Below are 23,159 nucleotides of genomic sequence, written 5' to 3' on the forward strand. Positions count from 1 at the left end.
ACATGCCACGGTGGCTCATTCTAGCCTGCACCCACTTCGTCGTTGGCATCACAGGCTTTGCTGCCGGCATCTACACGCTGCCTATCCTCACCGCGCCGGCGTCGCCCACTGAAGCTGCGTTGAGGAGTTCGACGCCTGAGGCGCTCTATTCGGGAAAGCTTTCTCGTGATCTAGCCGGCAGCGACCTGCTGCACTGGGGTGAAGGCGAAGTGCAGATCCTGCCTCACCGGATCGCGCACATTGGCCGTCTCTCTCCCGGGCCGGACTACAAGCTTTATCTCGCCCCGCACTTCGTAGAGACCGAGGAAGCGTTCCTCGCGATCAAGGCCGCGTCCGTTCGGGTCGGCGATGTGAGGGCCTTCAACGGCTTCATTATGGAGGTGCCCGCCGACATCGACGTTCGCGACTACAGTGCCGTTGTCATCTGGTGCGAAGCCTTCGATCAGTTCATCAGTTCTGCGGCGTATCAGCCGCCGCGCCAGGCTCGGAAATGAGTCAGGCGATGGATAGCGTGAAGGCGGCCTGCGCGCGGGGGCTCGTTCTGGCGCCGGTCGCAGCGCTGTTGTTGAGTGTCGCCACCTTGCTCTTGGGCAATGGTCTATTGGGTACCCTTCTGATCGTGAGGGCTGGTGAGGAAGGCTTTTCCGCTCAAACGATCAGCGCGATGATGTCCCTATACTTTGCGGGCTTCACCATTGGCGCTCTCACGCTGCCCAGGATGATCGTGTCCGTCGGTCATGTGAGGACTTTCGCTGGCTTCGCCGCGATCGCCTCGATGACGGCTCTTCTTCATGTCGCATTCGTGGAGGCGAACGTATGGATGCCGCTTCGCCTTGTGACCGGTTTCGCCTATGCAGGCATGATCCTGGCGACTGAGAGCTGGCTCAACGCTCACGCGATTCAATCCACGCGCGGTCAGCTTTTGTCGATTTTCGGCGTTGTTTCGATGGGTTCATGGGCCCTTGGTCAAGCGCTTCTCAACATCGCTCCACCCGCAGACGTGACGCTGTTCCTGTTCGTCTCGCTGCTGATATCTGCGGCCGTCGTCCCCGTCACGCTACTGCCCAGTCATCCCCCGGCCGAGGTTCAACAGGAGCCCGTCGCCTTTCGCGATCTCGTTGCAATTTCGCCCCTTCCGTCGGTCGGCGTTTTCCTAGCCGGTCTGGCCATCGGCGGCTTCTGGGGACTAGGGCCCAATTTTGCGCAGAGGATTGGCCTCGATGTGGGCGGCATTTCTTCGTTCATGGCTGCGGTCCTTGGTGGAACGCTCGTGCTGCAGTGGCCATTGGGATGGCTATCGGACCGCGTGTCGCGGACACTCGTCATTGCCGGCGCCGCCCTGGCTTCCGCGGCGGCCGCGATCGGCGTAGCGCTGGCTGCGGACGCGCCTCTGCCTGTGCTACTTGCGGCGGGCGCGCTGTTCGGCGGCTTCGGTATTCCCATCTATTCGCTATGCCTTGCCGTTGCGAACGACGACCTTCCTCCGGGTCGGCTGCTGGGCACCGCTCGCGGACTTCTCCTACTCAACGGGATCGGAACCGCCGCCGGGCCGCTCATCGGAGGCCTGGTGATGGACCTCCTCGGTCCTGGCGGCCTGTTCCTCTACGCGGCGGCATTGCTGACTGCCCTGGCGGTCTTGGCCGGTGTGCGTAGGCACTCCGACCGATCGGTCAAGACAAGAGCGACACGCTGCCCGAGCACGGCGATGATAACCGGGTCGCTCGACGCGATGATACGAACCCCGGCGGATCAGCGCCGCTGAGACGACGATGCCCATAACCGAAGGACTGCCAGTCGGCTGTTAGAGGAGCCTGGCTGAGAACAAGGTGGAACGCGTCATGGATGAGGGCGTGAAGGCTTCAGCCCCGAGAGACGCATACGAGGCTAAACGGGGGGCGATCGCCATCCTCCCGTTGGCCTTCGGGGCCAGCGTGTATGGCTTGGCCTTCGGTTTCCTGGCCGTACAGGTAGGTTTCCCATGGTGGGGCGTCGCGATCATGAGCGCCTCTACCCATGCGGGCTCTTCGCAGATCATCGCGGTTGAGCAGTTCGCTTCCACAGGTGTCGTGTTGGGCGCGGTTCTGGCCGGTGCGTCACTGAACCTGCGCTATGTCGGCATCATCGCCTCTTTATCCGAGGTGCTGGCCGGCTTGTCGCTGAGGAAAAAGCTCTTCGCCATCCACATTACTGGCGACGAGAACTGGGCTTTGACGATGTCCGAGCGGGCAAAGTCCCCCGATGTCGGAGCACCATTCCTCATAGGCTCAGGGCTGGTGAATATCTCCATGTGGACAGCCTCCACGACGCTCGGGGCTTTGCTTGGCGCCGCGCTGCCCGATCTCGGACGCTTTGGCCTGAGCTTCGCGTTCACGGCGGCCTTCATTGCAATGGCGCGAGGTCTGTGGCGGGGACGTTCCCAAGCCCTGCCATGGACCATGGCCGCGGCAGCGACCATGGCCGTCATCTCGCTCGGCATGCCCAAAGCTTACGGGATCATCGTCGGCGCATTCTTCGGCTTGGTGGTGATCTCCTTGAAGCGCAGGATCGAGGCGGCAGCCTGATGAGCGCTTCGCACTGGGCTGTCGTCGGTTTGCTCGTCGTGGCTGCGTTTGCGATCCGGGTCGCCGGGTTGATTGCCGGTGAGCGAATTAGGGTTTCCAGGCAGGCTTGGGTTCTGGACGAGTTGCCTGGGCTGATCGTGGTCAGCTTGGTCGCTTCGTCGTTGATCGGTCAGCCACCTCCAACCTGGATCGCGGCCGGTGTCGCGCTGGGTGCAGCGATCGCCACGAACCAGGTCATCGTGGCGATGGTATTGGGAATGCTCGCCTACGCAGGTCTGGGGTGGCTTGGCTCGTAAGTGCCGATCATCTGCGAGAAGGAGCTATGGGGAGGCCAGCAGTCGTCCAGTCAGGCTGCGAACGTCGATGGCCCGCACTCACGATCCGAGGACCGCGGGTCCTTGCCTACGCAACAGCCTCCACGGTCAAATCGCGGCCATTGAACTGCACCGTTTCCCCGGCTCGCGCGCCTTCGATCGCCTCGTAGATCGGGGCTATCGTCGAGATGCCCATCAGTTCCTGCCCATGACAAATGAACCTGCCAGTCGAGACCGAAATGACGAAGTGCTTGCCGGACAGCTTGACGACGGCGCCTTCCGAGACTTCTGACTTCGGTCCAAAATCGATCGTCCGAAGCTTGTCGAGCTTATCAACATAGTCATCGAGAGTGTCATCGAGCGCCTCAGCGAAATCGCTCGCCACCTCGGCTTGCGCCTGCTCGTCGTTCTCGATCGGCTCGCTGCGATCGAGGCGCGCGGTGGAAACGTAATCCAGATACTTCTCGCGAGCGCTTTTCAGTGCCGCTGTCTCAAGAGACAGCATGGTCTCGCGAATGTGGTCCTTATTCCAGTCCATCTCTGCCTCGTTATCGCTGACCTGAAAGGGAAATCCCATCCTTCGTTCGGGTCCAATTTGTTCCCGCACGCTGCGCCGACCTCATTCGTCGGGAATCACGTCTTCGCCCTGGTAGGGAATCCTTATCAGCCGGGGATCCCGAATAATGCTCGTCACGAGCCAGACGTATGATTGTTCTGCTGTATCGAAGCCAAGGATGCTGAAGGCTCCCCCGAACGGGCATGCCGGGAAGTCTGGGAAGCCTTCCCGCAGAACGTAACGCTCAGGGTCGCGATCAAACTCGCTTTTATAGACCTTGCGCAGCCCATGCTTGCTCGGCACGTCCGCGTCACCGGCCGGAGATGTTTCACGATGCTCAAGAAGCCGTTCGGACAGGTCGCGGTGGCATATCTCGTCGAACACATCGAAGGCATCGATCAGCAGACCTTTGTGCTCGGTCGCCGGGTCGGTGATGGCGTAGATGTTCGATGCGTCTTCGGCTCCATCGCCGCTTTCGAGGCGTACCGCGGCATCGACACGGATGCTGCATGCGTCGAGGGTCGATCCGAGCTCGAGATCGACGAGAGCGCCGTCCTTCACACGGTACTCTCGGTCATAGCCCTTAGCCACGAAAGACTGCACGGCGTCCAGAACGTCTGTCACTTGAGTTGTCATCAACGCACCTCGAGTTCGGATTGTAAGGGTTGCGCGCCGACCGAAGGCGCGCATTGGCGCGGTGACCGACCAGCACGGAAGGTGCGGAGCGCCATCACAGCCACTTGGCTCGCTTGAAGCGGACGAACAGGAAAAGACAGAACGTCAGCATCAGGCCGAGCACGACGAAGTAGCCGTACGCTGTGTCCAGCTCCGGCATGTTCCTGAAGTTCATTCCATATATCCCCGCGATAGCCGTAGGGACCGCGAGTATCGCCGCCCATGCAGCGAGTTGGCGTGTGATGACGCCTGTCCTTTGCGCCTCGAGAAGGCTGCTGAATTCGAAGACCGTGGACAGCACCTGGAGGAGGCCATCGACCATGGACTGGACGCGGTCGACGTGGTCGGCAACGTCGTTGAAATACGGCCGCACCTCAGCGCTGATACACGGGAAATGTCCGCGAACAAGCTTGCGCACCAGTTCCGCCATAGCGCCAAGGGTTCGCTGGAAACGGGTCAATTCGCACCGCAAGCCGAAGATGCGCGCGACCTCCTCCCGCCCCAGGAAGTCGTCGAGCGATCGCCTCTCCATCGCGAGGACGTCGTCTTCGATCATTTCGAAGATCGGCAGATACTGATCGACGATGCGGTGAAGGATGGCGTGCAGGACGTAATCGACACCCTTACCAAACTGAGCAGGCGAACCCTCAAGCTGCTCGCGAAGATTGCCGAGCGCTCCGGCGTTGCCGTGACGCACGGTGATCAGATGGTTGTGACCAGTGAAGATCGCCGTCTTGCCGTAGCGTATGCGGTCCCCGACCAGCTCGGCCGTCTGAGCGACGACGTAAAGCTCGCCGTTATAGACTTCGAGCTTCGGCGGGCACATCGGGTGCATCGCGTTATCGATCGCCAATGGATGCAGATTGTAGGTCGCCTGAAGCGCCCTGAGTTCGCTGACCGAAGGCTCGCTGAGCCCGATCCAGCAGAAGCCAGATCGGTTCTTGTCGAGTTCGATCCGCTCGTCGATAGCGACCTCGCGGATGCGGCGACCCTCGTTGTAATAATAAGCGGCGATGACGCTCATGCGGGCCTCGCCGGGATGACCAGGCCCCGCTGCACGGCTGGTCGAGCGAGGCCGCGATCCAACCAACCCCGGACGTTCCGATGATCGGCGATGCGCAACAGGTCGCCGGCGTCATAGGTGCCGACCAGGGCATTGACCCAGCCGAGCGTCGCGATGTCGGCGATGGAATAGTCGTCGACGATCCACTCGCGCCCATCAAGCTGGCGATCCAAGATTCCCAGCAGGCGCTTCGACTCGTCGGCGAACCGTTGCTGAGGCCGCTTGTCTTCGTAGTCCTTTCCGCCCCAGCGCAGGAAGAAGCCCAGCTGACCGAACATCGGGCCGATCGCAGACATCTGGAAGAATACCCAGCTCAGCACCTCATAGCGCCTGGCTTGTCCCGGTGGGATCAGCCGGCCCGTCTTCTCGGCAAGGTAAACGAGGATCGCACCGGACTCCCAAACCCCGAGCGGCTCACCATCGGGGCCTGACGGATCGATGATCGCAGGGATCCGCCCGTTTGGGTTCAGCGACACGAATGCGGGGTCTTTGGTCTCGTTTTTGCTGATGTCGATAAAGTGCGGCTCGTATGGCAGCCCGGTCTCCTCAAGCATGATGGACACCTTGACGCCGTTGGGCGTGGGCGCCGCATAGAGTTGCAGGAGATCAGGATTGGAGGCAGGCCAGCGCTCGGTGATCGGATATGACGAAAGGTCTGGCATGCTGGGGCAATCCTACCAAATCGATGGCCGGCAAGCGGCATGACCGCTTGAGGGGCCGTTCGAGGACCGCATCGTTCGCCGATGCGGTCCCATTGCTTGCGATGCAGAGCGCTATGTCGCGATAGGCGCTGCAGCTATTCAGCTGCCGCTCCGGTGGTAGGCTGGGTAGCACCAGCGTCGTCACGCTTGGGGAGCACCCAATTCGCGCGCGGGAAATGGCACGTGTAACCGCCCGGGCGCTTCTCGAGATAGTCTTGGTGCTCCGGCTCCGCTTCCCAGAAATCGCCGACGGGCTCGACTTCGGTGACGACTTTTCCGTCCCACAGTCCGGAGGCGTCGACGTCGGCGATCGTCTCCTCGGCGACCCGTTTCTGCTCCTCGTCGACATAGTAGATGCCTGATCGATAGGAGAGGCCGCGATCGTTGCCTTGCCGATCTTTCGTCGTCGGGTCGTGGATCTGGAAGAAGTATTCGAGGATGTTGCGGTAGCTTGTCGCTGCCGGGTCGAAAATGATCTCGATCCCTTCAGCGTGAGTGCCGTGATTGCGATAGGTGGCGTTCGGGACGTCGCCACCGGTGTATCCGACGCGGGTCGACACGATGCCGGGCTGCTTGCGGATCAGATCCTGCATGCCCCAAAAACATCCGCCTGCGAGAACAGCGCGCTGATGCATGTTACGCCTCCTCCACCTGATCGAGATACTCGCCGTAGCCCTCGGCTTCCATCTCATCGCGCGGGATGAAGCGAAGGGCGGCCGAGTTGATGCAATACCGCAGTCCGCCACGGTCGGCCGGACCGTCGGGGAACACGTGGCCGAGATGGCTGTCGCCATGGACCGATCGAACTTCCGTCCGGACCATGCCGTGAGAACTGTCCCGCACCTCGTTCACGTGCGCGGGGACGATAGGCTTGGTGAAGCTGGGCCAGCCGGATTTCGACTCGAACTTGTCCGTCGATGCGAAAAGCGGCTCGCCGGACACGACATCGACGTAGATGCCCGGTTCCTTGTTGTCGTTGTATTCACCGGTGAAGGCCCGCTCCGTGCCGTCTTCCTGAGTGATCCGGCGTTGCTCGGGGGTCAGGCGGTCGATCGCTGCCTGAGACTTTTCAAACTTCATGATCGTCTCCAATACTTGGTTACAGGGCCAGGCACATTACGGACATCTTATCTTGCTTGACGGTCGCCTCGACTATCGCAGTGCCAAATATATTTATCCAATACGCTGTGCGTATAGTTTCGATAGCTCCGCTGTGTCAGCGGTGTTCAGTTCCACGCGTATCTGGCCGCCAGCTGCGCGATCTTTCGGATCTCAACCGGCACCGTGGAGCCGGAGACCGTCGCGATCACGACCTCTCGTTCGAGGACGAACCCGTCGATAGGGCGGGTAACCAGACCTTGGGCTGTAGCCGACCGCTCCGGAAGGATGCATATGGCCTCGCCTTCGGCGACGACCCGTTGCACCCAATCGTCACGATCGGACCGGAAGCGCGGTCGCATCAGCACCTCCCGTCGTGCGAAATGGTCTAGGATCTGCTCGCGAAACTCACACTTCAGACGATCGACGAACGGGAACTCCAACAGGTCCTCGCCGCGCACGATATCGCTCGCCGCGAGCGGGTGCTTTGCGGAACAGCCGAGCACGAAGCGCTCGCGGAACAGAGGTCGCACATCAAGCTTGCGGTCCGGCCGCGTCTCGCGTGGCAGGATGCATGCGTGATACTTGCCCGACAGCACCTCCGATGTGTCTTCACTCGCCCCAAGCGAATGCATCTTGATCTCGATCGATGGCACCTCGGCCAACGCGCTCTCGAAAAAAGTCGTGAAAAGCTTCGGCCCGACGGTCGGAGCGACGGCTACGTCCAAGACCCGGTGCCTTCCCATGGCCCAGTTCTCAGAATGATGCCGAACACTTTTCATCGCGACTAACATGCGCCGAAACTCAGCCTCCACGTCCTGGCCAAGGCCGGTGAGACGGCTGTTCTTCCCATCGCGATAAATGAGCGGACCGCCGAGTTCTTCCTCCAAGCGGCGGATCGCGCGTGTCAGACTTGGCTGGGACACACCGCTCAACCGCGCCGCTGCTGTAAAATTCAGCGTCTCGGCCAAGTTGATGAAATAGCTGACCTGATTGAGTTCCATAGCCCTTCGGCCTGCGCGCCCTGACTGATGCCGCTTCCAGGACCGGTCTTTTCGACCGCCACCAGAAGTATGCGCGACGCATATAATCACGCTTTAGGGGCTTGTCTATATGCACCACGCATATAAAAAGAATGTCTTGGACGGCTAGTCCGGGCCTGATGGCGCTTCCGCCAGGGCCCAAGGGTTCCGGTGCACCCACTAAGTCGCCGTGGGAGGCTCGACGCTTATGACAGGAACACCGTTCACGTTTCCCGGTGGTGGAGGCTCTGATCTAACCGGGTATTTGGAGGCGCCCGAAGGTACGCCTCGCGGCTGGGCTATTTTCGCCCATTGCTTCACTTGCGGGAAAGACAGCCGCGCCGCCGTGTACATCGCACGCGCCCTCTCGCGGGCTGGCATCGGCGTCTTGCGGTTCGACTTCGCCGGCACAGGGATCGAGAGTTCTGCGGATGAGGCGATAAGCTTCGCTTCCGACGTCGATGATCTTAAGGCCGCCGCGGAGGCCATGGCTGTCGCCGGTAAGGCGCCCTCCCTCCTTGTCGGACACAGCCTGGGTGGCACGGCTGCGATCGTAGCCGCCGCCGACTTGCCGGATATCGCGGCGGTAGTGACGATCGGCGCCCCGGCTGACCTTCAGCATATATTGCGCGTCTTTCAACCTGCCGACCTAGACGCGATAGCGAGCGAGGGCGAGGCATCTGTGGAGATTGCTGGCAGGCCCTTCCTGATCCGCCGCAGTTTCCTGGAAACGGTCGACGAAGTGGACATCGAGAGGTCTATCGCTGCCCTTCGACGTCCGGTGCTTGTGATGCATTCACCGGTGGATCAAGTCGTGGGTATCGAGCACGCCTCGCGCATCTTCGTCGCGTCGCGCCATCCCAAGAGCTTTGTTTCGCTCGACACGGCCGATCACCTTCTCACCGATGTCGAAGATGCGAATTACGTCTCAGCTATGGTCGCAGCGTGGGCAAGCCGCTTCCTGCCGCCGCTCGCGGCGGACCTTCCACAAGTCGAGTTAGCGAATGGAGTCGTGGCGTCGGAAACGTTGGCGGGGAAGTTCCAACTCACGGTCCGTAGTGGCGGGCACACGCTGTTCGCCGATGAACCAGAATCGGTCGGAGGTCTCGGCAGCGGGCTGTCTCCTTACGAACTGGTGTCGGCCGGACTGGCCGCCTGCACGGTGATGACAATGCGTCTTTACGCGAACCGCAAAGGCTTTCCGCTGGAGCGAGCGACGACGACCGTGCGACACGAGAAAGTGGCGGACATGGTGCCTCCCGACCGCTTCACGCGCACCGTCTTTCTCGACGGGCCGCTCAACGATGAACAGCGGGCGCGCATACTGGAAATCGCGGATCGGTGTCCGGTCGACCTGACACTCGTCCGAGGCTCGGATGTGCAGACCCAACTTTCGAACAATGCGCAGCCTGCAGGTGCGGCGCCGGCGATCTGATGTGGTGCACATAGCGGAGGTTGATCGGATGCAGAGTCTGCCCACTACTGACCAAACGCCGACACGAACCGAGCGAGCGATACTTGCGGGTGGATGTTTTTGGGGCCTCGAAGATTTACTTCGCCGCGCGAAGGGCGTCGTGACGACGCGTGTGGGCTACATCGGCGGCGAACTGCCGGACCCGACTTACACGAGACACCATGGTCATGCGGAAGCGGTGGAGGTCACGTTTGATCCTTCGATACTGACGTATCGTGCTCTCCTGGAACTCTTCTTCCAAATCCACGATCCGACGACATACGAGCAACAAGGTAGCGACGTCGGACCAAGCTATCGGTCCGCGATTTTCTACACGTCCGAAAAGCAGATGGACGTTGCTCTGGAGACAATCGCCGAGATCGAAGCGTCGGGTCGCTGGCCGGGACCTGTCGTGTCAGAGATCAACCCGGAAGAGCCGTTCTGGGAGGCCGAGCCAGAGCATCAGCAGTACCTCCAGCGTCGACCCGGCGGCTATAGCTGCCACTTCGAGCGACCGGCCTGGCGACTGGACCGAGCGAAACGATGAGCACGCAGGGACGGTCATCAACGATACGCACGCGATGGCGCTCGCCCCGCGTCGCTAGGTCAGCCGGGTTCTTGCGATGATACCCGAATACGCAATCGCCGGCTTGTGGGGGCTTTTGTCAGGAAGCGGACTTCTGGTGGGGGCGGTACTTGCGGACGTGCTGTACGGGCGACTCACTCACCGCATGATCTCAGCGGTGATGGGCTTCGGTGGTGGTGTGTTGATTGCCGTGGTCGCTACCGAACTCATAGGTGATCGCGTGTCGGCTGGCATGGGACCCTTGGCGATCTTTGCGCTGCTCGCAGGGGCCGCAATCTTCAGCGGCACAAACTGGTTTCTCTCTCGGCGGGGCGCGAAGCATCGAAAGCGATGCGGTGAATGCACCGAGCAGGCCACTGAACAGGAGCACCGCGGCAGCGGTGCTGCGATTGCGCTCGGCAGCGTTCTCGACGGCATTCCAGAGGCCCTCGTGATTGGGATGTCCGTGGCTGGCGGAGGCAAGATCAGCCTTGCAGTAGTGGCAGGCTTCTTTTTGGCTAATGTGCCACAGGGTCTATCGAGCACTTCCGGAATGAAGGTCGCGGGCCGATCGCGAAGCTATATCTACGCGGTCTGGATCGGTATTCCGCTACTTGTTTGCATCGCCGCCGGTACGGGAAACCTTCTGCTCGGCTCGGCGTCCACTCAAGCCCCTGCCATTCTGTCGTTCGCAGCTGGCGCGGTCATAGCGATGCTGGCGGAGGCCATGATCCCCGAGGCTTTCGAGAAGGCGCCGCCGTTCATAGGTCTGATCACGGTCGTGGGGTTCCTGGCGGCGTATCTCATCGCTCAACACTGAAACCTGCGAATTCCGGAGCCCTAAGCCTCGCCGCCGTTCTCGCGATCTACCCCGCGCTCGTGCAATTCGGCATCGATCGGGCAATTCGTGCAGCCCTCGTAACAGCACAAACGGCAGATGCGGTAGGAATGCTCGAGGTTTTCCAAGCGGTCGCGCAGCACGCGTTCAGCAATGCTGTAAAGGGCGTCCAACTCGGTAGGGGTGAGGATCGATAGTCCCTCAGCGATCACCTTGTCGCGCGACGCCAAGACCGCATCGCTCGCGACCTTGCCAGCCTCTGTAAGATGGAGGGACCGCGTGCGCCCGTCAGTCGAATGCTCACGCCGCTCGACCAATCCCTCCGTCGACAAACGGTCCACCAAGCGGACGGTCGCGGCATGGGAAAGTCCCACCCCAACTGACAGCATGCGGATCGATAGCCCTGGCTTATGGGCAATCAACGCAAGCGCCGAGGCGGCGGGTCCAGCTTCTGGCGCCCGCGATGAACTAGCGCGAACGATGTCGTCGCTGATCATGAGTGCGAACGCCCCAAAGATATTTCGATCTCGAGGTCCATCCATTGCCCCATCTATATGTGCGCGAAGCATAGACAGCAAGCCATACCCCTGCGGCGCTGGGGGATTGTGGCAAACCGAAAGGCGCGCCTTTACAGTGGTTTAGGATGCGCTGCGGATGGCGCGGAAGATTGAAATACAGGACTTCGATCGTCGGGTCACACAAAATGGCGATACCTGGCGGCTATGGATCGGGGTGGGCTGTCGTGATTTCGGCTGCCTGACGGCCGAATCACATCACGCCTGCGCCAGGTGCCACCCCTCGTCGGCACCTAACGGAGGGATCCGGGGGCTTGCTTTCTGAGATGCACCTCGACCGTCTCACCGCGTCCGACCACCACAGTGTCAATCTCGCTAAGAAACAAGCCGTGCTCCATGACGCCGGGGATGGCATCGATCGCTCCGGCGATCTCGATCGGCCGAAGGGCCTTGCCGAAGGCTGCATCCAAGATGTGATTGCTCTGGTCTGTGATGAATGGTTCTCCGCCGACCGAGCGAAGCGTCACACTGGCTCCGAGCTTGGCAAGATGCGTTCGAACGAACTCGCTCGCGAAGGGCACGACTTCGACCGGCAGAGGAAACTCGCCGAGTCGTCGAACGACTTTGCTAGCGTCTACGATCACGATCATCCGGCTAGAAGCGGCGGCCACGACCTTCTCTCGGAGCAAGGCGCCGCCGCCGCCTTTGATCGCCTGAAAGTGGCAGTCGATCTCGTCAGCGCCGTCGATCGTGAGGTCTACCGAACTGAACTGCTCAAAAGGAACGAGCGGCACCGCGAGACGACGAGCGAACATTTCGGTCGCTCGGGAGGTGGCGACAGCGGTGATGCGAAGGCCCTGCCGAATGCGGTCGCTCAGGCTCTTAATGGCATAGGCTGTTGTGCTTCCGGTCCCAAGGCCAACGAACATGCCATCTTCGATCTCGTCGACTGCTCTGGCCGCAGCCAGCCTCTTCTCTGCTTCTTGGGAAAACATCTAACGCCACTTCATCTCGCCGGTATGCGTGCCTTCACCAGGTCGATTGTGAAACTGGGCAGCGCAAATCTGATCCTCGATGCCGACATTGCCTCGTTGACCTACAGCCTGCAGACGGATAGGTCTATGCGTGACGCATACATAATGCGGATGGTCTGATCGGCAAGCTTTCGCTGCCGGAGTGCACCTCCGGGTGCCAGTCGGCACTGAGCGAAGTGCATATGCCGTAACTATCTCGGCGAACCAGGGGACACAGGCATGACGGTCAAGGTCGCAATCAACGGTTTCGGTCGGATCGGACGACTAGCTTTAAGGTCGATCGTCGAACTACGGCGTGAGGACATCGAGGTGGTTGCGATCAACGACCTCGGGCCGGTTGCTACGTTGGCGCACCTCCTGAAATACGATTCAGTTCACGGCCCCTTTCAAGGATCAATAGCCACCGGCGAAGACTGGATCGACGTCGGGTCTGGTAAAATCCAAGTATCTTCAGAGCGCGATCCATCAAAGCTTCCGCATGATGAGCTTGGAGTGGACGTAGCGCTCGAATGCACAGGTCTGTTTACCTCCAGGGAGAAGGCTGAATCGCACATCCGTGCGGGAGCAAAGCGCGTGCTCGTCTCCGCGCCCAGCGAGGGGGCAGACAAGACGATCGTCTTCAAGGTCAATCACGAAACGCTGACAACCGATGATGTCGTCGTATCGAATGGCTCATGCACCACGAATGTCCTCGCCCCCGTCGCGAAGATCCTGAACGATCTATGTGGCATTGAGCGGGGCTACATGACCACGGTTCACGCCTATACCGGTGACCAACCGACGCTAGATACGGTGCATAAGGATCTCTACCGCGCACGGGCAGCCGCGCTGTCGATGATCCCAACCTCGACCGGAGCCGCGAACGCAATCGGACGCGTGCTGCCAGAACTGAAAGGCAAGCTCCATGGCTCGTCAATCCGCGTGCCAACGCCGAACGTATCGGTCGTCGATCTCGCTATTTCCGCATCCCGGGAGGTCACGATCGACGAAGTGAACGACGCCATTCGTCAGGCTGCGAGTGGTCCTATGAGTGGGGTGCTCGCTTACACGACAGAGCCATTGGTGTCTGTGGATCTGACCCACCGGACCGAATCCTCGATCGTCGCGCTACCCCAGACCGATGTCGTCGATGGCCGGATGGTTCGCGTGCTTGCTTGGTACGACAACGAGTGGAGCTTTGCGACACGCATGGCGGATGTCGCCGTGGTGATGGCGAAGCTCATCTAGCGGATCGGTTGCGGGAAAAGTCGGATCTTGGCGACAAGATGCGTTCGCGAAACGGAGGCATTGAACATGAATGGGCCACTAGCACGTGCAGCGAGAGCGCTCATTCAGTGGCCGCGATCACATGTCGCCAAGATCGCAGGCTTGGAGGAAGAGGCGCTAGCTCAATTCGAAGCCGGCGCCAGCGTGTTTGCAGCCTCGGATCTGACGCGGCTGCGGGACGCGCTCGAACGCGGCGGCGCGGTCTTCATCGGCGAGGACAATAGTGGAGGGCTCGGCGTGAGGCTCAAGTTCAACGCCAAGGATGTGCGTGCGATCAATCGGATGGAGGGCGAAGGTGGGCCGGTAGGCACCGACGACGTCTAAGCCTTCCAGCGAACGCTTGTACTCCGGCACGAGGCTCGACACCGGCCCACAGATATTGTATGCGCGACGCATATATTGCGTGAGTCGCGGCGATGGATGACCCCTCGGATCGCTTGATCAACATCTTTGGCGCGCTGTCTCAAGCGGTGTCTGACCGCGTGCGCTTGGCGATCGCTGAAGCATTCAATGCGGGGGGCGAGACGGCCGCGGCTTTGATCGCGATCGGTCACGCGCCAGGAATGTCGATCGGCCAGGTACGGCAAACTCTCCGGCTTTCGCATGCAGGTGCAGTTCGCGTCGTCGAGAGGCTAGGCGAGCAAGGCCTGGTGGCGAAATCGCCATCGCCCTCTGACCGCCGGGTAGTTCATGTCTCGCTGACCTCGCGTGGTCAGGTGGAGCGGGCCAAGCTGCTAGGTCTGCGGAACGCGGCGGTGTCCGAGCTGCTGAGCAAAGTGTCGGCTGACGATCGCGTCGTGCTGGAGCGGGCCGCGGACAACATCCTGTCGTCGCTGTTCTCGGACCCCCACGGCGGCTTGGCAACCTGTCGTCTGTGCGATCAGGCCCGCTGTACCGATTGCCCAGTCGGCCACCATCGTCCGTGACGCCCTGACGATCATCCCCTTTTGAGGAGTTCGATATGAGTATTTTCGATCGGTATGAATTGCTTGTGCCCGAGCGCAGTCGGAAGGAACTGGCGCTGTTGAGATGGGCGCTCGTGATCGTTTTCTCTTGGTTCGGCGCGATGAAATTCACGGCCTACGAGGCCGATGGCATCGCCCCCTTCATCGGCCATAGTCCGATCATGAGTTGGCTGGGTATGTTCGGGGTACAGGGCCAAAGTTACTTTGTCGGCGTCATCGAGCTGTCGACCGCAGTCGTGCTGGCCTTAGGGGCTTTCCGCGCATCCTTCTCAGCGCTTGGCGCGCTCATGTCGGCGGCGACCTACTTCATCACCCTAACCTTCTTTTTTACGACGCCTGGGGTCGGGGAGCCGACCGCCGGAGGCTTTCCTGCGATATCTGCCGCTCCTGGCCAGTTTCTGCTGAAGGACGCAGTCTTGCTGGCGGCATCACTTGTGCTGCTGCTTGCGTCGGTCCAACCCAAAAATGAGCGCCTGGGGCCGATGACCACCGATCGGTCGTGAGCATAGGCACGATGGTCTTGGACACGCTCCGTGGAGAGTGGGCGCTTCGTCGCAACGTCGATCCGACGGGCGAACAACTGATTGGCGACGCGGATTTCGCTTCGACAGGTGAATCCGCGCTCACCTATCGAGAAAGCGGGATACTTCGGCTTCGGGATGGCCGCGAACTCTCAGCGTCTCGGCAATATCGGTACTGCGCGGTCGGCCACCGAGTAGACGTTCAGTTCGCAGACGGACCGAACACCGGGAAGCTGTTTCTCAACCTTGAATTCTCGCGCAAGAATAGGGGGTACGAGGCAACAGACACCCACGTCTGCGGTGACGACGCCTATCACGCTTTTTACCGAATTCTCGACGCAGGATCTTTCGAGACAGTTATCAGGGTCATTGGTCCACGAAAGGCGTACGACCTGCGGAGCCGGTACTCAAAGGTGTCACGAACGACGCCGGACCGTCTACTTTTTCCCCTGGCCTGACGCGCCGCTCCTGGCCAGTCTGTCACGCGCTTCGAATCCAAAAACGATCGTGGTCGTCATCACGAGGTAGGCGACAATGCCACCCGGAGAAAGCGTAGGCATTGCGGCAAGGATTAAAGCGTCGTTGCCACCGGGTATCAGGCCGATGCCTATTCCCATCAACGCGCCGCCGGCGATCGACCGCAGGATGCCGGCGAGCGTCGGTCGCTGGAAACGCAAGCGACCCTGACGCACGGATGCCGTGATTGCTCCCGCAACAGAGGCAATGACCGCAACCAGTGCGACCTCGCCTGTCGGCGACATTCGAAGAGGAAGGCCGCGTTGGATGAGGTCAGCGAATGTCCATGCTGGTGAAAGAGCGTAGAGAAGCCCACCAGTCATACCGAGGCCAATCATTGAAGCGCCAAACGCCCAGTTCTGCCTTCTTTGCGGTGCGGTCTTCCGTGACACGAAAATCGCCGCTAGCCCGAGCACCACGCCTAAGGCGAGAAGCGTCGCGCCCCCTGGGACACTCGGCCTAGCGATAAAACTTGGCCATGTCGCGACGGGGCCAAACCGGCCGAGATCAGCGGCCAAGATGCCGATTGCCAGTCCGGCAGGAAGGGCGAGCAACCGCATCTCTCCATCCCCTAACCGTGCCAGTGAACCTAGCAGGCAGGTGTCATTTATGAGCGCGCCGAGGCCGAAGGCGATGGCGCCGATGATGACGAGGCCGTTGACGCTCGTCGAGAGTGGGAGGGTCGCGTTCAGCGTCCCCGACCAGGCGAGCGGTATCGCAATAAGGCCAGCAGCCGCAGACGCCGCAACAAATCCAACGAACATTCTTGGTCGGCGCCGTTGCTGCAACTCATGAGCCGCTACGACCAAGCACGTGCCGCCTCGGTTCGCAGAATACCCGAACCAGAAGGCCAGTATGCATATGAGAAAGTCGAACGCGATCGATGCCAAAGATATCAAGCCTGCCTCGGTTTCTCATCAGCCCTTGTGCGAAGGGCGCCGGCGCAGCTGGCGGGAGGGCTGAGATGGATTTTCAGCCGGTGTCTGTCCCGGGTAGCCAACCACGGGCCACATAGTCTCGACACCAGATTTCTCGTAACCGTTTGCGATAAGGAGCCGCTGGGACAATCGGCCTAGTTTGTTCAGGTCAGCCGGCGACAGCGGCGAGACACACGCTGCAATCACTTGTTCGCGCGCTCTGAGCAGAGCGCCGGTCATTTTCACACCTGCATTGGTCAAGTGGATAAAGCGCGCCCTCTTGTCCGCCGTGTGTCGCCGCCTTTCCACCAGGTGATCGGATTCGAGCCTATCGATCAATCGGACCGTTCCCGCATGCGAAAGCCGGATCCGGCTCGCAAGGACACTGATAGGCAATCCCGGCTCGAAGCTAAGGAAAACCATCAATGCAGCCGCGGGGCCGCTCGGCGAAAGCGAGGCTGATGCGCTCGCGATGCTGTCAGCTACCGCGAGCGCAAGTGCACCAAAATGATATTTGGCGGCCTCGGGCTCCATCCGGAAAGAATATATGCGTCACGCATAGACATCAAGCGCCCGAATATGTATGACCGGCGCATACATCTATCACGGATTCGGAGATGGTCATGCTCACTGATGGGCTCGGCTTGGATTCCCCATCTGAGATCGAAAAGCGGGGCCTCCAGCAAAGGCTTTGGAGCGTCGCGCGCTGCTCGTGTGAACGGAAGCCGGGAACGGGGAATGCGCGTCATGCCTGATCTGACGCTCGATCTTCGATACCTTAAGTATGCTATCCATGTCGCCGAAGCGGGTAGTTTCCGCAGGGCGGCGGACCGCCTTTCGATATCGCAATCAACGGTCAGCCGCCGCGTTCAGATGCTCGAACGGCAGCTTGGCGTTTCCCTGTTCAAACGCACGCGATCGGGCGCTGGATTGACGCCGGAAGGAGAGCGATTTCTGCAGCAAGCTGCGGTCGGAGCGAGGTATCTTCGCGAGGCCGCCACTGAGATGCGATCGGTCCGTAAACCTACGACTGGACTAGTCAGGTTCGGGATGCTCGAGGCGTTTCCGGCATGTCCCATAATCGACCTCTTGGCGACCTTTAGACAGCGATACCCGACGATCGAGGTGAAGCTCGAAGAAGGCACGTCAGAGCAGAACACCCTCGGCGTGGAGCGCGGGCTGCTAGACGCGGCGATCAGCCTGGGCGCAACGAAGGGACCTCCGTTTCAGATTCGACGGTTGTGCGAACCCGACCTCTTCGTTGCCCTATCACCCATACACCAACTCGCGTCGCGACCGCGGCTCGCCTGGGAGGACATTTGCGACGAAGTCTTTCTTGTCCGCTCAGATGGTGCCGGGCGCGAACTCGCAGCTATTCTCCGGCGGATGCTGGGCGCTGCCGAAGAGGCGATCCAACTATCTATCCAGCAGGTCAGCAGGGAAACACTTCTGACCATGGTCGAGCAAGGCTTCGGGCTGACGATAACGAGCGTCGTGCATCGGCCCGATATTGCATTGGTTCCGCTCACACCAGCGCGCGCGCCGACGGCGGCTATGATTTCGTCGAGCGATAACGACAATCCGGCTCTGCCGCTGCTGCTGAAGTGCTTCGATGTCCTGCCAGCCTTCAAGCAGAGCAGCGCCAGCTAATCGGAGGCGTTCTGGGTCTTCGTACGCCTAGCCTTCGAGAAACCTCGATCGGTTGCGATGAACCGCTGCAGCATCGGTACGATCAACCGCGCGGGCTCGACAGCAGGCAGGCCTTGTTCGCGTCCCAACAAATCCGCGTAATCAGAAAGGTCTTGGTGGAGAGCCGCCGGCAGCTCTACCTGAACCTTGATCGGCTTCTGGTCGGCGATCGGCCCCAGCTTGAGCTTCGACATCATCAGCCCCCATAAGGTTCGAGTACGAGATCACGGGTCACGACAACACGCACAGGAAATCCCGGTCGGATCGTCAATGTTGGAGCCACGTTGAGTTGCCGTCTGACGATCTGCTGACCGGCATCGTTGATCGTGTCTTGACCGCCATTCCGGATCGCCTGGATGAGACGGTCGTCATTGTCGGCGGCGAGCTCGGCGCCGACTCCGAGAAGAGTCGAGAGGCCGGCGGCCTTGGCAAGATCCCACCAGTGGTAATCGACGCCATCCTGCAGGCCGGCATAGCCTTCGACGTCTGCGCCGGGCTGGCGCTCGAGCACTATTGAACGGCCATTTGGGAAAATCAGTCGATTCCAGACTAGCAGGACGCGGCTTTGACCGAATTGCACATTGTTATCGTACTGGCCGATAACCCGCGTGCCTTGTGGCACGAGCAGAATGCGCCCTGTCGGGCTGTCGTAGATGTTTTCGGTCACCTGAGCGGTGATCTGGCCCGGAAGGTCGGATCGGATGCCGGTTATGAGAGCTGCTGCGATAACTGCGCCGGCCTGAAGGACATTTGGCGACGCTGGAGCAACGACGCGATCGGGCGACACCGTCCGTCGATCGGTCGCTGCGTTCAGGAAAGCGTTCTGACGCTCCTGTGCGGAGGGGGTGGCCGGCGGAGGTGCGAGGCCGAGGCTCGCCAAATCCGGGGCGGACGGGAGTGCTGGGGCAGCTCCCGCTGCAGCGGGAGCGCCCCGGCTTTCCGATCCGGAAAACAGACGGCTGGTGCGTGCGGTCTCGATTTCCTGAAGGCGGCGTTGCTCTTCCGCGCTGATACCGGGGTTGGGCGTGGCGATACCGGGTGCGGGCACGGGCTGTCTGCGATCCTGGGTGCTGAGGATCGGCCGGCCGAGGTCACCGGGAAGGGGCGGACCGAGCTGCGGCACGCCACTGTAATCTCGCGGCAGGCCGGCCAAGCCGTCAGCCGTCGAGCGATTTTCGGTCGAATAGAGTTCGTCGTTGGGCCGACCGGCGTCGCGCGTCTGCAGCGCGTAGAGCAGTGCACCGCCGAGGCCGACGCTGGCGACAAGACCAAGGCCGGCGAGGACCTTGCGCGATAGTCGAGTGACGCGGGGCGGTTCGGCGCGCAGACGCATCGGCGCTGGCCCGACCGGCTCACCGGTCAGGGGCTGTGCATCATCGTCTGGCACTTCCTCATTTGGGGGCGAGTTCGCGCTCACGAGGTGGGCCTCCCGTCTGTTCGGACGATCCTGACGCGCTTCTGCTCGCGACCGGAACCGAACCGCAGTTCCGCCGCCGCGAAGAGTCGATCGACGATCATGTGGTGGCCGCGAACGCGGTAGTTCACCAGTTCTGAGGTGTTGCCCTCGGGCCCGACGACGAACAGCGGCGGCATCTCGCCCTGACCAATGCCTCGCGGAAACTCGATGAAGACCTGGCGACCGTCGTCGAAGGCGCGCAGTGGGCGCCAAGGAGCGCGGTCACCCTCGATGGCATAGCGGAAATTGACGTTCGCGAGATCGACACCGCTCGCAACCGGTTGAGCGGCCTGCGCGTCGGCATTCTGCCGGCGCAGCGCGATGAGTTGATCCTGCGGATACTGCCAGGACATTGAAGCCATGTAGGTTCGCTCTGTCGACCGCAACTCCATGTGATAGGTGCGCATGTTGGTGTTGATGACCAGGTTCGTCATCAGGTCGGCCCGTGTGGGCTTCACGAGGATGTGGATCTGGCGCGTCGCGCCCGATCCGCTCTCGGTGTCGCCGATGATCCAGCGCACCGTGTCCCCGGCCGCAACAGGGCCTGCGCCGACGAGCTGTTCGCCGGGCTGAAGCGCAATGTCGGTGATCTGACCGACAGCGGTATATACCTGATAGAGCGCGCCTTGCGTCCAGGGATAGACCTGCATGGAGTTGATGAAGCCGTCGCGCACCGGCTGGACGCGGGCCGCCTCATTAGCCTGGTTGACGCGCGCCGTTGGGTTGGCGGGCTCGGGCGCGCGTCGCGTCTCCGGCACACGCTGCAACTGGCCGGGTAGCGGCAGCGGCCGCGGCAGTTCGACCACGGTGACAGGCGCTGGCGGATCGACGGTCTGCACGGCGGGAGCCGCGTTGTCGTAGGAGATCTCGGGCGGTGGGTTCGTGGTGGCGCAGCCCGCGAGCGCAGTTGTCGCCAGCAGGACCATCGGGATTGCGGCTCTGCGGAGAGCCGGGTTTACAAGTGCGTGTGAAGCCGGGTTTCCGGCTTTACGGAAAGACGGCTTCATTGCCCAAGCTCCCGTGACCAATTGATGGCGTTGACATAGATGCCGAGCGGGTTTGCCCTCAGCCGATCGGCGTTGCGGGGGACCTGCACGACGATCGTCAGGATCGCGGTCCAGCGCGTGGTCTCGGCGAGCTGGCCGTTCTCATAGCGGCGCTCGACCCAGGCGACGCGGAAGCTGTCGGGCGAGGCGCGGATGACGCTTGAGACATCGACAGCAACCTGCTGTCGGCCGACCCGCGTGAACGGGTCGTTCGAGCGAGCATAGTCGTTGAGCGCCATGGCGCCGCGATCAGTGGTGAAGTCGTACGCCCGTAGCCAGTTCTGGCGCACGATGATCGCGTCCGCCGGGATGCTGCGAACCTGTTCGATGAAGCGCGCGAGATGAAAGGCGATTTGTGGATCGGTGGGCCGGAAGTCGGCCTCGGCGGGTGCGACCGCCTGGGACTGACCCAGTCGATCGACCTGCACGACCCACGGCACGACGGTCCCGCGAGCTGATTGCACGACGAGGGCGGTGGCGAACCCCGCCGTAAGGATCAGCGAGCCGAAAGCCATCAGCCGCCAGTTTTTCGCCTGGATCCTGGAGGCCCCGATCCGATCGTCCCAGACTTGGGCAGCACGTTGATACGGCGTCTCCGGCTCGGGTGCCTTGCCGTAGTGAGTGGATGGTCGTTTGAACATTAGCGGTCGCCTTGAGTCAGATTTACCGAGGAACCGCCGCCATGGGCGTCGCCAGAGCGGACGGCATGAGCCGTGGCCTGGGCGGCGTGAGTCATTTGCTGGGACCGGCGCATTCTCTGCGCCCAAGCCGGCGGCCCGCCAGCGCTCGCAGGCGCCGCGCCATCGCTGGCGGCATCACCCCCTATCGAGCCCATGGTGGACGTTCCGCCTGTCGCTTCGAACGCCGCTTTGCCGCCTGCGTTGAAGCTTGACCTCATTGTGTCGGCAGCGCGCGATGCGGCACGGCGCAGAGGTGAGACAGCCGCGCTGCCGCCTGCACGCGCAACGCCTCCGAGGCCGGAGGCCACCCCGGCCGCGCCGGACTGTCCGGCTGCGCCAAGGCTGTAGGCTGTGGACGCTCCACCCGCGATGGCGGCGCCACCACGAGCTGCGGCTGCCGCACCGCCTGCCAAGGCCGCGCCGCCGGAGGCTGCTGCACCGACGGCGCCGGCGCCAAGAGCGACCACGCCGCCCGCTGCGAGGCCGGTTCCTATCGCCGCGCCTGCACTGAGCTGCGGGCCGCCAGAAACGAGCCCGGTGGCGATTCCGGGACCAAAAATGCCGAGGCCGAGAAGTGACAACGCGGCCAGCACGATCGCCATGGCTTCGTCGATCGACGGATTCTGCCCGCCAAAACCGGAAGTGAACTCTGAGAAGAGCGTTGACCCGATGCCGATGATGACCGCGAGGACCAGAACCTTGATGCCGGAGGAGATGACGTTGCCGAGCACGCGCTCGGCCATAAACGCGGATTTGCCGAACAGGCCGAACGGGATCAGGACGAAGCCGGCGAGCGTCGTCAGCTTGAATTCAATGAGGGTGACGAACAGCTGGATGGCGAGAATGAAGAAGGCGAGCAGGACCAGCGCCCAGGCAAGAAACATGCAGGCAATCTGGATGAAGTTCTCGAAGAACGACCAGTAGCCCATCAGGCTGGAGATGGAGTCGAGCAATGGTCGACCGGCGTCTAGGCCGGTCTGCGCGACTCTTCCCGGGCGCATGAGGTCCGCAGTTGAAAATCCGGTGCCACTCGCCTTCAGCCCGAGACCGGCGAAGCTCTCGAAGACGATACGTGCGAGGTTGTTCCAGTTGCCGATGATGTAGGCGAAGACGCCGACGAAGAGCGTTTTCTTCACCAGCCGCGCCATGATGTCGTCGTCGGCGCCCCAGCTCCAGAACAGTGCAGCGAGCGTCACGTCGATGACGATCAGGGTCGTGGCGATGAAGGCGACCTCTCCGCTAAGCAGGCCGAACCCGCTGTCGATGTAGCGAGTGAAGACCTCGAGGAAGTGGTCGATGACCCCGGTGTTGCCCATGATGCTATCGCGCTTCGTTGATCTGTGGCGTGCTCGGCGCGGTCGGCGCGTGATCTTGCGCGTCTGTCCCTCGTGGTTGAGGGCTGAAGACGTCACCGATGGGTGATGCTACGTCCGGCAAGCGCTCGACGGGACGAGAACCGGGCGCGAGAAAGCGGTGTCGGTTCTCGGCCCACGCCCGGCGGCAGGCGGGGTCTCGCGGACCTTCTTCGCCGAGTGCCTGGCAGCGGATGAGCGCGTCGCGCAGGGGATCCGCAGTTTCTTGAGGCGTTCGTCCGGACGACCAAGCCTCAGGCACTTCCTCTTTCCGGGACATCTCGATCGCGGTCGCGGTGACCGCAACCGCGACGAAAATCACCGCGCCCATCCGAGCGACCAATTTGCCGTCCACG

At 61.6% G+C, this 23,159-nt stretch carries 30 protein-coding genes; 13 read left to right on the top strand and 17 right to left on the bottom strand.

Annotated elements, in window-relative coordinates:
- Positions 1-2 precede the first annotated feature (2 nt).
- The 4 genes from FJQ54_RS03085 to FJQ54_RS03100 all read left to right on the top strand — a co-directional run bounded on the left by FJQ54_RS03085 (position 3) and on the right by FJQ54_RS03100 (position 2,857).
- Positions 3-494 carry a DM13 domain-containing protein gene (locus FJQ54_RS03085; RefSeq protein WP_027297098.1) on the top strand — a complete coding sequence of 164 codons (492 nt, stop codon included), beginning with the start codon at positions 3-5 and terminating at the stop codon, positions 492-494.
- Between the two features lie 8 nt (positions 495-502).
- A complete protein-coding gene (locus FJQ54_RS03090; protein ID WP_027297097.1) occupies positions 503-1,762 on the top strand; it encodes an MFS transporter in 1,260 nt (419 codons plus the stop codon).
- 76 nt (positions 1,763-1,838) lie between these two features.
- Positions 1,839-2,561, top strand: a complete 723-nt coding sequence (locus tag FJQ54_RS03095; RefSeq protein ID WP_051544221.1) for an AzlC family ABC transporter permease — start codon at positions 1,839-1,841, stop codon at positions 2,559-2,561.
- Positions 2,561-2,857, top strand: a complete 297-nt coding sequence (locus FJQ54_RS03100; RefSeq protein ID WP_027297095.1) for an AzlD domain-containing protein — start codon at positions 2,561-2,563, stop codon at positions 2,855-2,857. Before FJQ54_RS03095 ends, FJQ54_RS03100 begins: the two co-directional genes overlap by 1 nt.
- A gap of 106 nt (positions 2,858-2,963) precedes the next feature.
- Here FJQ54_RS03100 and FJQ54_RS03105 read toward each other — a convergent pair whose 3' ends face one another.
- From FJQ54_RS03105 to FJQ54_RS03135, 7 genes are all read right to left on the bottom strand, one after another.
- The gene (locus FJQ54_RS03105; RefSeq protein ID WP_140926871.1) at positions 2,964-3,413 is read right to left on the bottom strand and encodes a hypothetical protein; all 450 of its coding nucleotides are present in this window, start codon (positions 3,411-3,413) and stop codon (positions 2,964-2,966) included.
- An 81-nt stretch (positions 3,414-3,494) separates the two neighbouring features.
- Entirely contained in the window at positions 3,495-4,055 is a 561-nt protein-coding gene (locus tag FJQ54_RS03110; RefSeq protein WP_230450757.1) for a hypothetical protein, read from the bottom strand.
- Positions 4,056-4,161: 106 nt separating this feature from the next.
- Complete coding sequence (locus FJQ54_RS03115; RefSeq protein ID WP_027297092.1) at positions 4,162-5,130, bottom strand: magnesium and cobalt transport protein CorA; 969 nt, start codon at positions 5,128-5,130, stop codon at positions 4,162-4,164.
- Complete coding sequence (locus FJQ54_RS03120) at positions 5,127-5,831, bottom strand: glutathione S-transferase N-terminal domain-containing protein (protein WP_027297091.1); 705 nt, start codon at positions 5,829-5,831, stop codon at positions 5,127-5,129. Before FJQ54_RS03120 ends, FJQ54_RS03115 begins: the two co-directional genes overlap by 4 nt.
- Positions 5,832-5,965: 134 nt before the next feature.
- A complete protein-coding gene (gene msrA / locus FJQ54_RS03125) occupies positions 5,966-6,505 on the bottom strand; it encodes a peptide-methionine (S)-S-oxide reductase MsrA (RefSeq protein ID WP_027297090.1) in 540 nt (179 codons plus the stop codon).
- Position 6,506: 1 nt separating this feature from the next.
- Entirely contained in the window at positions 6,507-6,950 is a 444-nt protein-coding gene (gene msrB / locus FJQ54_RS03130; protein WP_024350804.1) for a peptide-methionine (R)-S-oxide reductase MsrB, read from the bottom strand.
- Between the two features lie 146 nt (positions 6,951-7,096).
- A complete protein-coding gene (locus tag FJQ54_RS03135) occupies positions 7,097-7,972 on the bottom strand; it encodes a LysR family transcriptional regulator (RefSeq protein ID WP_140926873.1) in 876 nt (291 codons plus the stop codon).
- A gap of 283 nt (positions 7,973-8,255) precedes the next feature.
- Here FJQ54_RS03135 and FJQ54_RS03140 point away from each other — a divergent pair, with 283 nt between their 5' ends.
- The 3 genes from FJQ54_RS03140 to FJQ54_RS03150 all read left to right on the top strand — a co-directional run bounded on the left by FJQ54_RS03140 (position 8,256) and on the right by FJQ54_RS03150 (position 10,828).
- A complete protein-coding gene (locus FJQ54_RS03140; protein ID WP_235890293.1) occupies positions 8,256-9,425 on the top strand; it encodes a bifunctional alpha/beta hydrolase/OsmC family protein in 1,170 nt (389 codons plus the stop codon).
- 28 nt (positions 9,426-9,453) lie between these two features.
- Entirely contained in the window at positions 9,454-9,990 is a 537-nt protein-coding gene (msrA, locus tag FJQ54_RS03145) for a peptide-methionine (S)-S-oxide reductase MsrA (protein WP_072492901.1), read from the top strand.
- A 184-nt stretch (positions 9,991-10,174) separates the two neighbouring features.
- Positions 10,175-10,828, top strand: a complete 654-nt coding sequence (locus FJQ54_RS03150) for a ZIP family metal transporter (RefSeq protein ID WP_235890294.1) — start codon at positions 10,175-10,177, stop codon at positions 10,826-10,828.
- A gap of 20 nt (positions 10,829-10,848) precedes the next feature.
- Here the strand turns inward: FJQ54_RS03150 and FJQ54_RS03155 are convergent, their stop codons facing one another.
- Both FJQ54_RS03155 and rpiA read right to left on the bottom strand, forming a co-directional pair.
- Complete coding sequence (locus tag FJQ54_RS03155; RefSeq protein WP_230450755.1) at positions 10,849-11,343, bottom strand: MarR family winged helix-turn-helix transcriptional regulator; 495 nt, start codon at positions 11,341-11,343, stop codon at positions 10,849-10,851.
- A 311-nt stretch (positions 11,344-11,654) separates the two neighbouring features.
- The gene (gene rpiA, locus FJQ54_RS03160; RefSeq protein ID WP_027297085.1) at positions 11,655-12,356 is read right to left on the bottom strand and encodes a ribose-5-phosphate isomerase RpiA; all 702 of its coding nucleotides are present in this window, start codon (positions 12,354-12,356) and stop codon (positions 11,655-11,657) included.
- A gap of 258 nt (positions 12,357-12,614) precedes the next feature.
- Here rpiA and gap point away from each other — a divergent pair, with 258 nt between their 5' ends.
- The 5 genes from gap to FJQ54_RS17990 all read left to right on the top strand — a co-directional run bounded on the left by gap (position 12,615) and on the right by FJQ54_RS17990 (position 15,605).
- Positions 12,615-13,622, top strand: a complete 1,008-nt coding sequence (gene gap / locus FJQ54_RS03165) for a type I glyceraldehyde-3-phosphate dehydrogenase (RefSeq protein ID WP_037249475.1) — start codon at positions 12,615-12,617, stop codon at positions 13,620-13,622.
- Positions 13,623-13,763: 141 nt separating this feature from the next.
- Positions 13,764-13,985 (top strand): XRE family transcriptional regulator, encoded by a 222-nt coding sequence (locus tag FJQ54_RS03170; protein ID WP_197430705.1) that lies wholly within the window; start codon positions 13,764-13,766, stop codon positions 13,983-13,985.
- Positions 13,986-14,077: 92 nt separating this feature from the next.
- Entirely contained in the window at positions 14,078-14,587 is a 510-nt protein-coding gene (locus tag FJQ54_RS03175; protein WP_072492849.1) for a MarR family winged helix-turn-helix transcriptional regulator, read from the top strand.
- A 35-nt stretch (positions 14,588-14,622) separates the two neighbouring features.
- Entirely contained in the window at positions 14,623-15,129 is a 507-nt protein-coding gene (locus FJQ54_RS03180; protein WP_027297082.1) for a YkgB family protein, read from the top strand.
- A gap of 11 nt (positions 15,130-15,140) precedes the next feature.
- Entirely contained in the window at positions 15,141-15,605 is a 465-nt protein-coding gene (locus FJQ54_RS17990) for a DUF6314 family protein (protein ID WP_072492850.1), read from the top strand.
- Here FJQ54_RS17990 and FJQ54_RS03190 read toward each other — a convergent pair.
- On the bottom strand, positions 15,585-16,562 hold the full coding sequence (locus FJQ54_RS03190; protein ID WP_328592158.1) for a YeeE/YedE thiosulfate transporter family protein: 978 nt from the start codon (positions 16,560-16,562) through the stop codon (positions 15,585-15,587). The genes FJQ54_RS17990 and FJQ54_RS03190 overlap by 21 nt on opposite strands.
- Before the next feature lie 18 nt (positions 16,563-16,580).
- Complete coding sequence (locus FJQ54_RS03195) at positions 16,581-17,114, bottom strand: MarR family winged helix-turn-helix transcriptional regulator (RefSeq protein ID WP_081798498.1); 534 nt, start codon at positions 17,112-17,114, stop codon at positions 16,581-16,583.
- A gap of 213 nt (positions 17,115-17,327) precedes the next feature.
- On the opposite strand from FJQ54_RS03195, the gene FJQ54_RS03200 reads away from it, so the two are divergent.
- A complete protein-coding gene (locus tag FJQ54_RS03200; protein ID WP_027297081.1) occupies positions 17,328-18,230 on the top strand; it encodes a LysR family transcriptional regulator in 903 nt (300 codons plus the stop codon).
- Here the strand turns inward: FJQ54_RS03200 and FJQ54_RS03205 are convergent.
- The 6 genes from FJQ54_RS03205 to trbK-alt all read right to left on the bottom strand — a co-directional run bounded on the left by FJQ54_RS03205 (position 18,227) and on the right by trbK-alt (position 23,158).
- On the bottom strand, positions 18,227-18,466 hold the full coding sequence (locus FJQ54_RS03205; RefSeq protein WP_081798497.1) for a DUF2274 domain-containing protein: 240 nt from the start codon (positions 18,464-18,466) through the stop codon (positions 18,227-18,229). The two genes, FJQ54_RS03200 and FJQ54_RS03205, sit on opposite strands and share 4 nt — an antisense overlap.
- Entirely contained in the window at positions 18,466-19,602 is a 1,137-nt protein-coding gene (locus tag FJQ54_RS03210) for a TrbI/VirB10 family protein (RefSeq protein ID WP_275436983.1), read from the bottom strand. The genes FJQ54_RS03205 and FJQ54_RS03210 overlap by 1 nt, the downstream gene beginning before the upstream one ends.
- A gap of 80 nt (positions 19,603-19,682) precedes the next feature.
- Positions 19,683-20,732, bottom strand: a complete 1,050-nt coding sequence (gene trbG, locus FJQ54_RS03215) for a P-type conjugative transfer protein TrbG (RefSeq protein WP_140926875.1) — start codon at positions 20,730-20,732, stop codon at positions 19,683-19,685.
- Positions 20,729-21,412, bottom strand: coding sequence for a conjugal transfer protein TrbF (gene trbF / locus FJQ54_RS03220; protein ID WP_024350821.1), 684 nt, complete (start codon positions 21,410-21,412; stop codon positions 20,729-20,731). The genes trbG and trbF overlap by 4 nt, the downstream gene beginning before the upstream one ends.
- Entirely contained in the window at positions 21,412-22,767 is a 1,356-nt protein-coding gene (gene trbL / locus FJQ54_RS03225; RefSeq protein ID WP_024350822.1) for a P-type conjugative transfer protein TrbL, read from the bottom strand. The genes trbF and trbL overlap by 1 nt, the downstream gene beginning before the upstream one ends.
- Before the next feature lie 4 nt (positions 22,768-22,771).
- Positions 22,772-23,158 carry a putative entry exclusion protein TrbK-alt gene (trbK-alt, locus tag FJQ54_RS03230; RefSeq protein WP_070154328.1) on the bottom strand — a complete coding sequence of 129 codons (387 nt, stop codon included), beginning with the start codon at positions 23,156-23,158 and terminating at the stop codon, positions 22,772-22,774.
- Position 23,159 lies beyond the last annotated feature (1 nt).

The sequence above is a fragment of the Sandaracinobacter neustonicus genome (assembly GCF_006385875.1).
GTDB classification, from domain to species: Bacteria; Pseudomonadota; Alphaproteobacteria; order Sphingomonadales; family Sphingomonadaceae; genus Sandaracinobacteroides; species Sandaracinobacteroides neustonicus.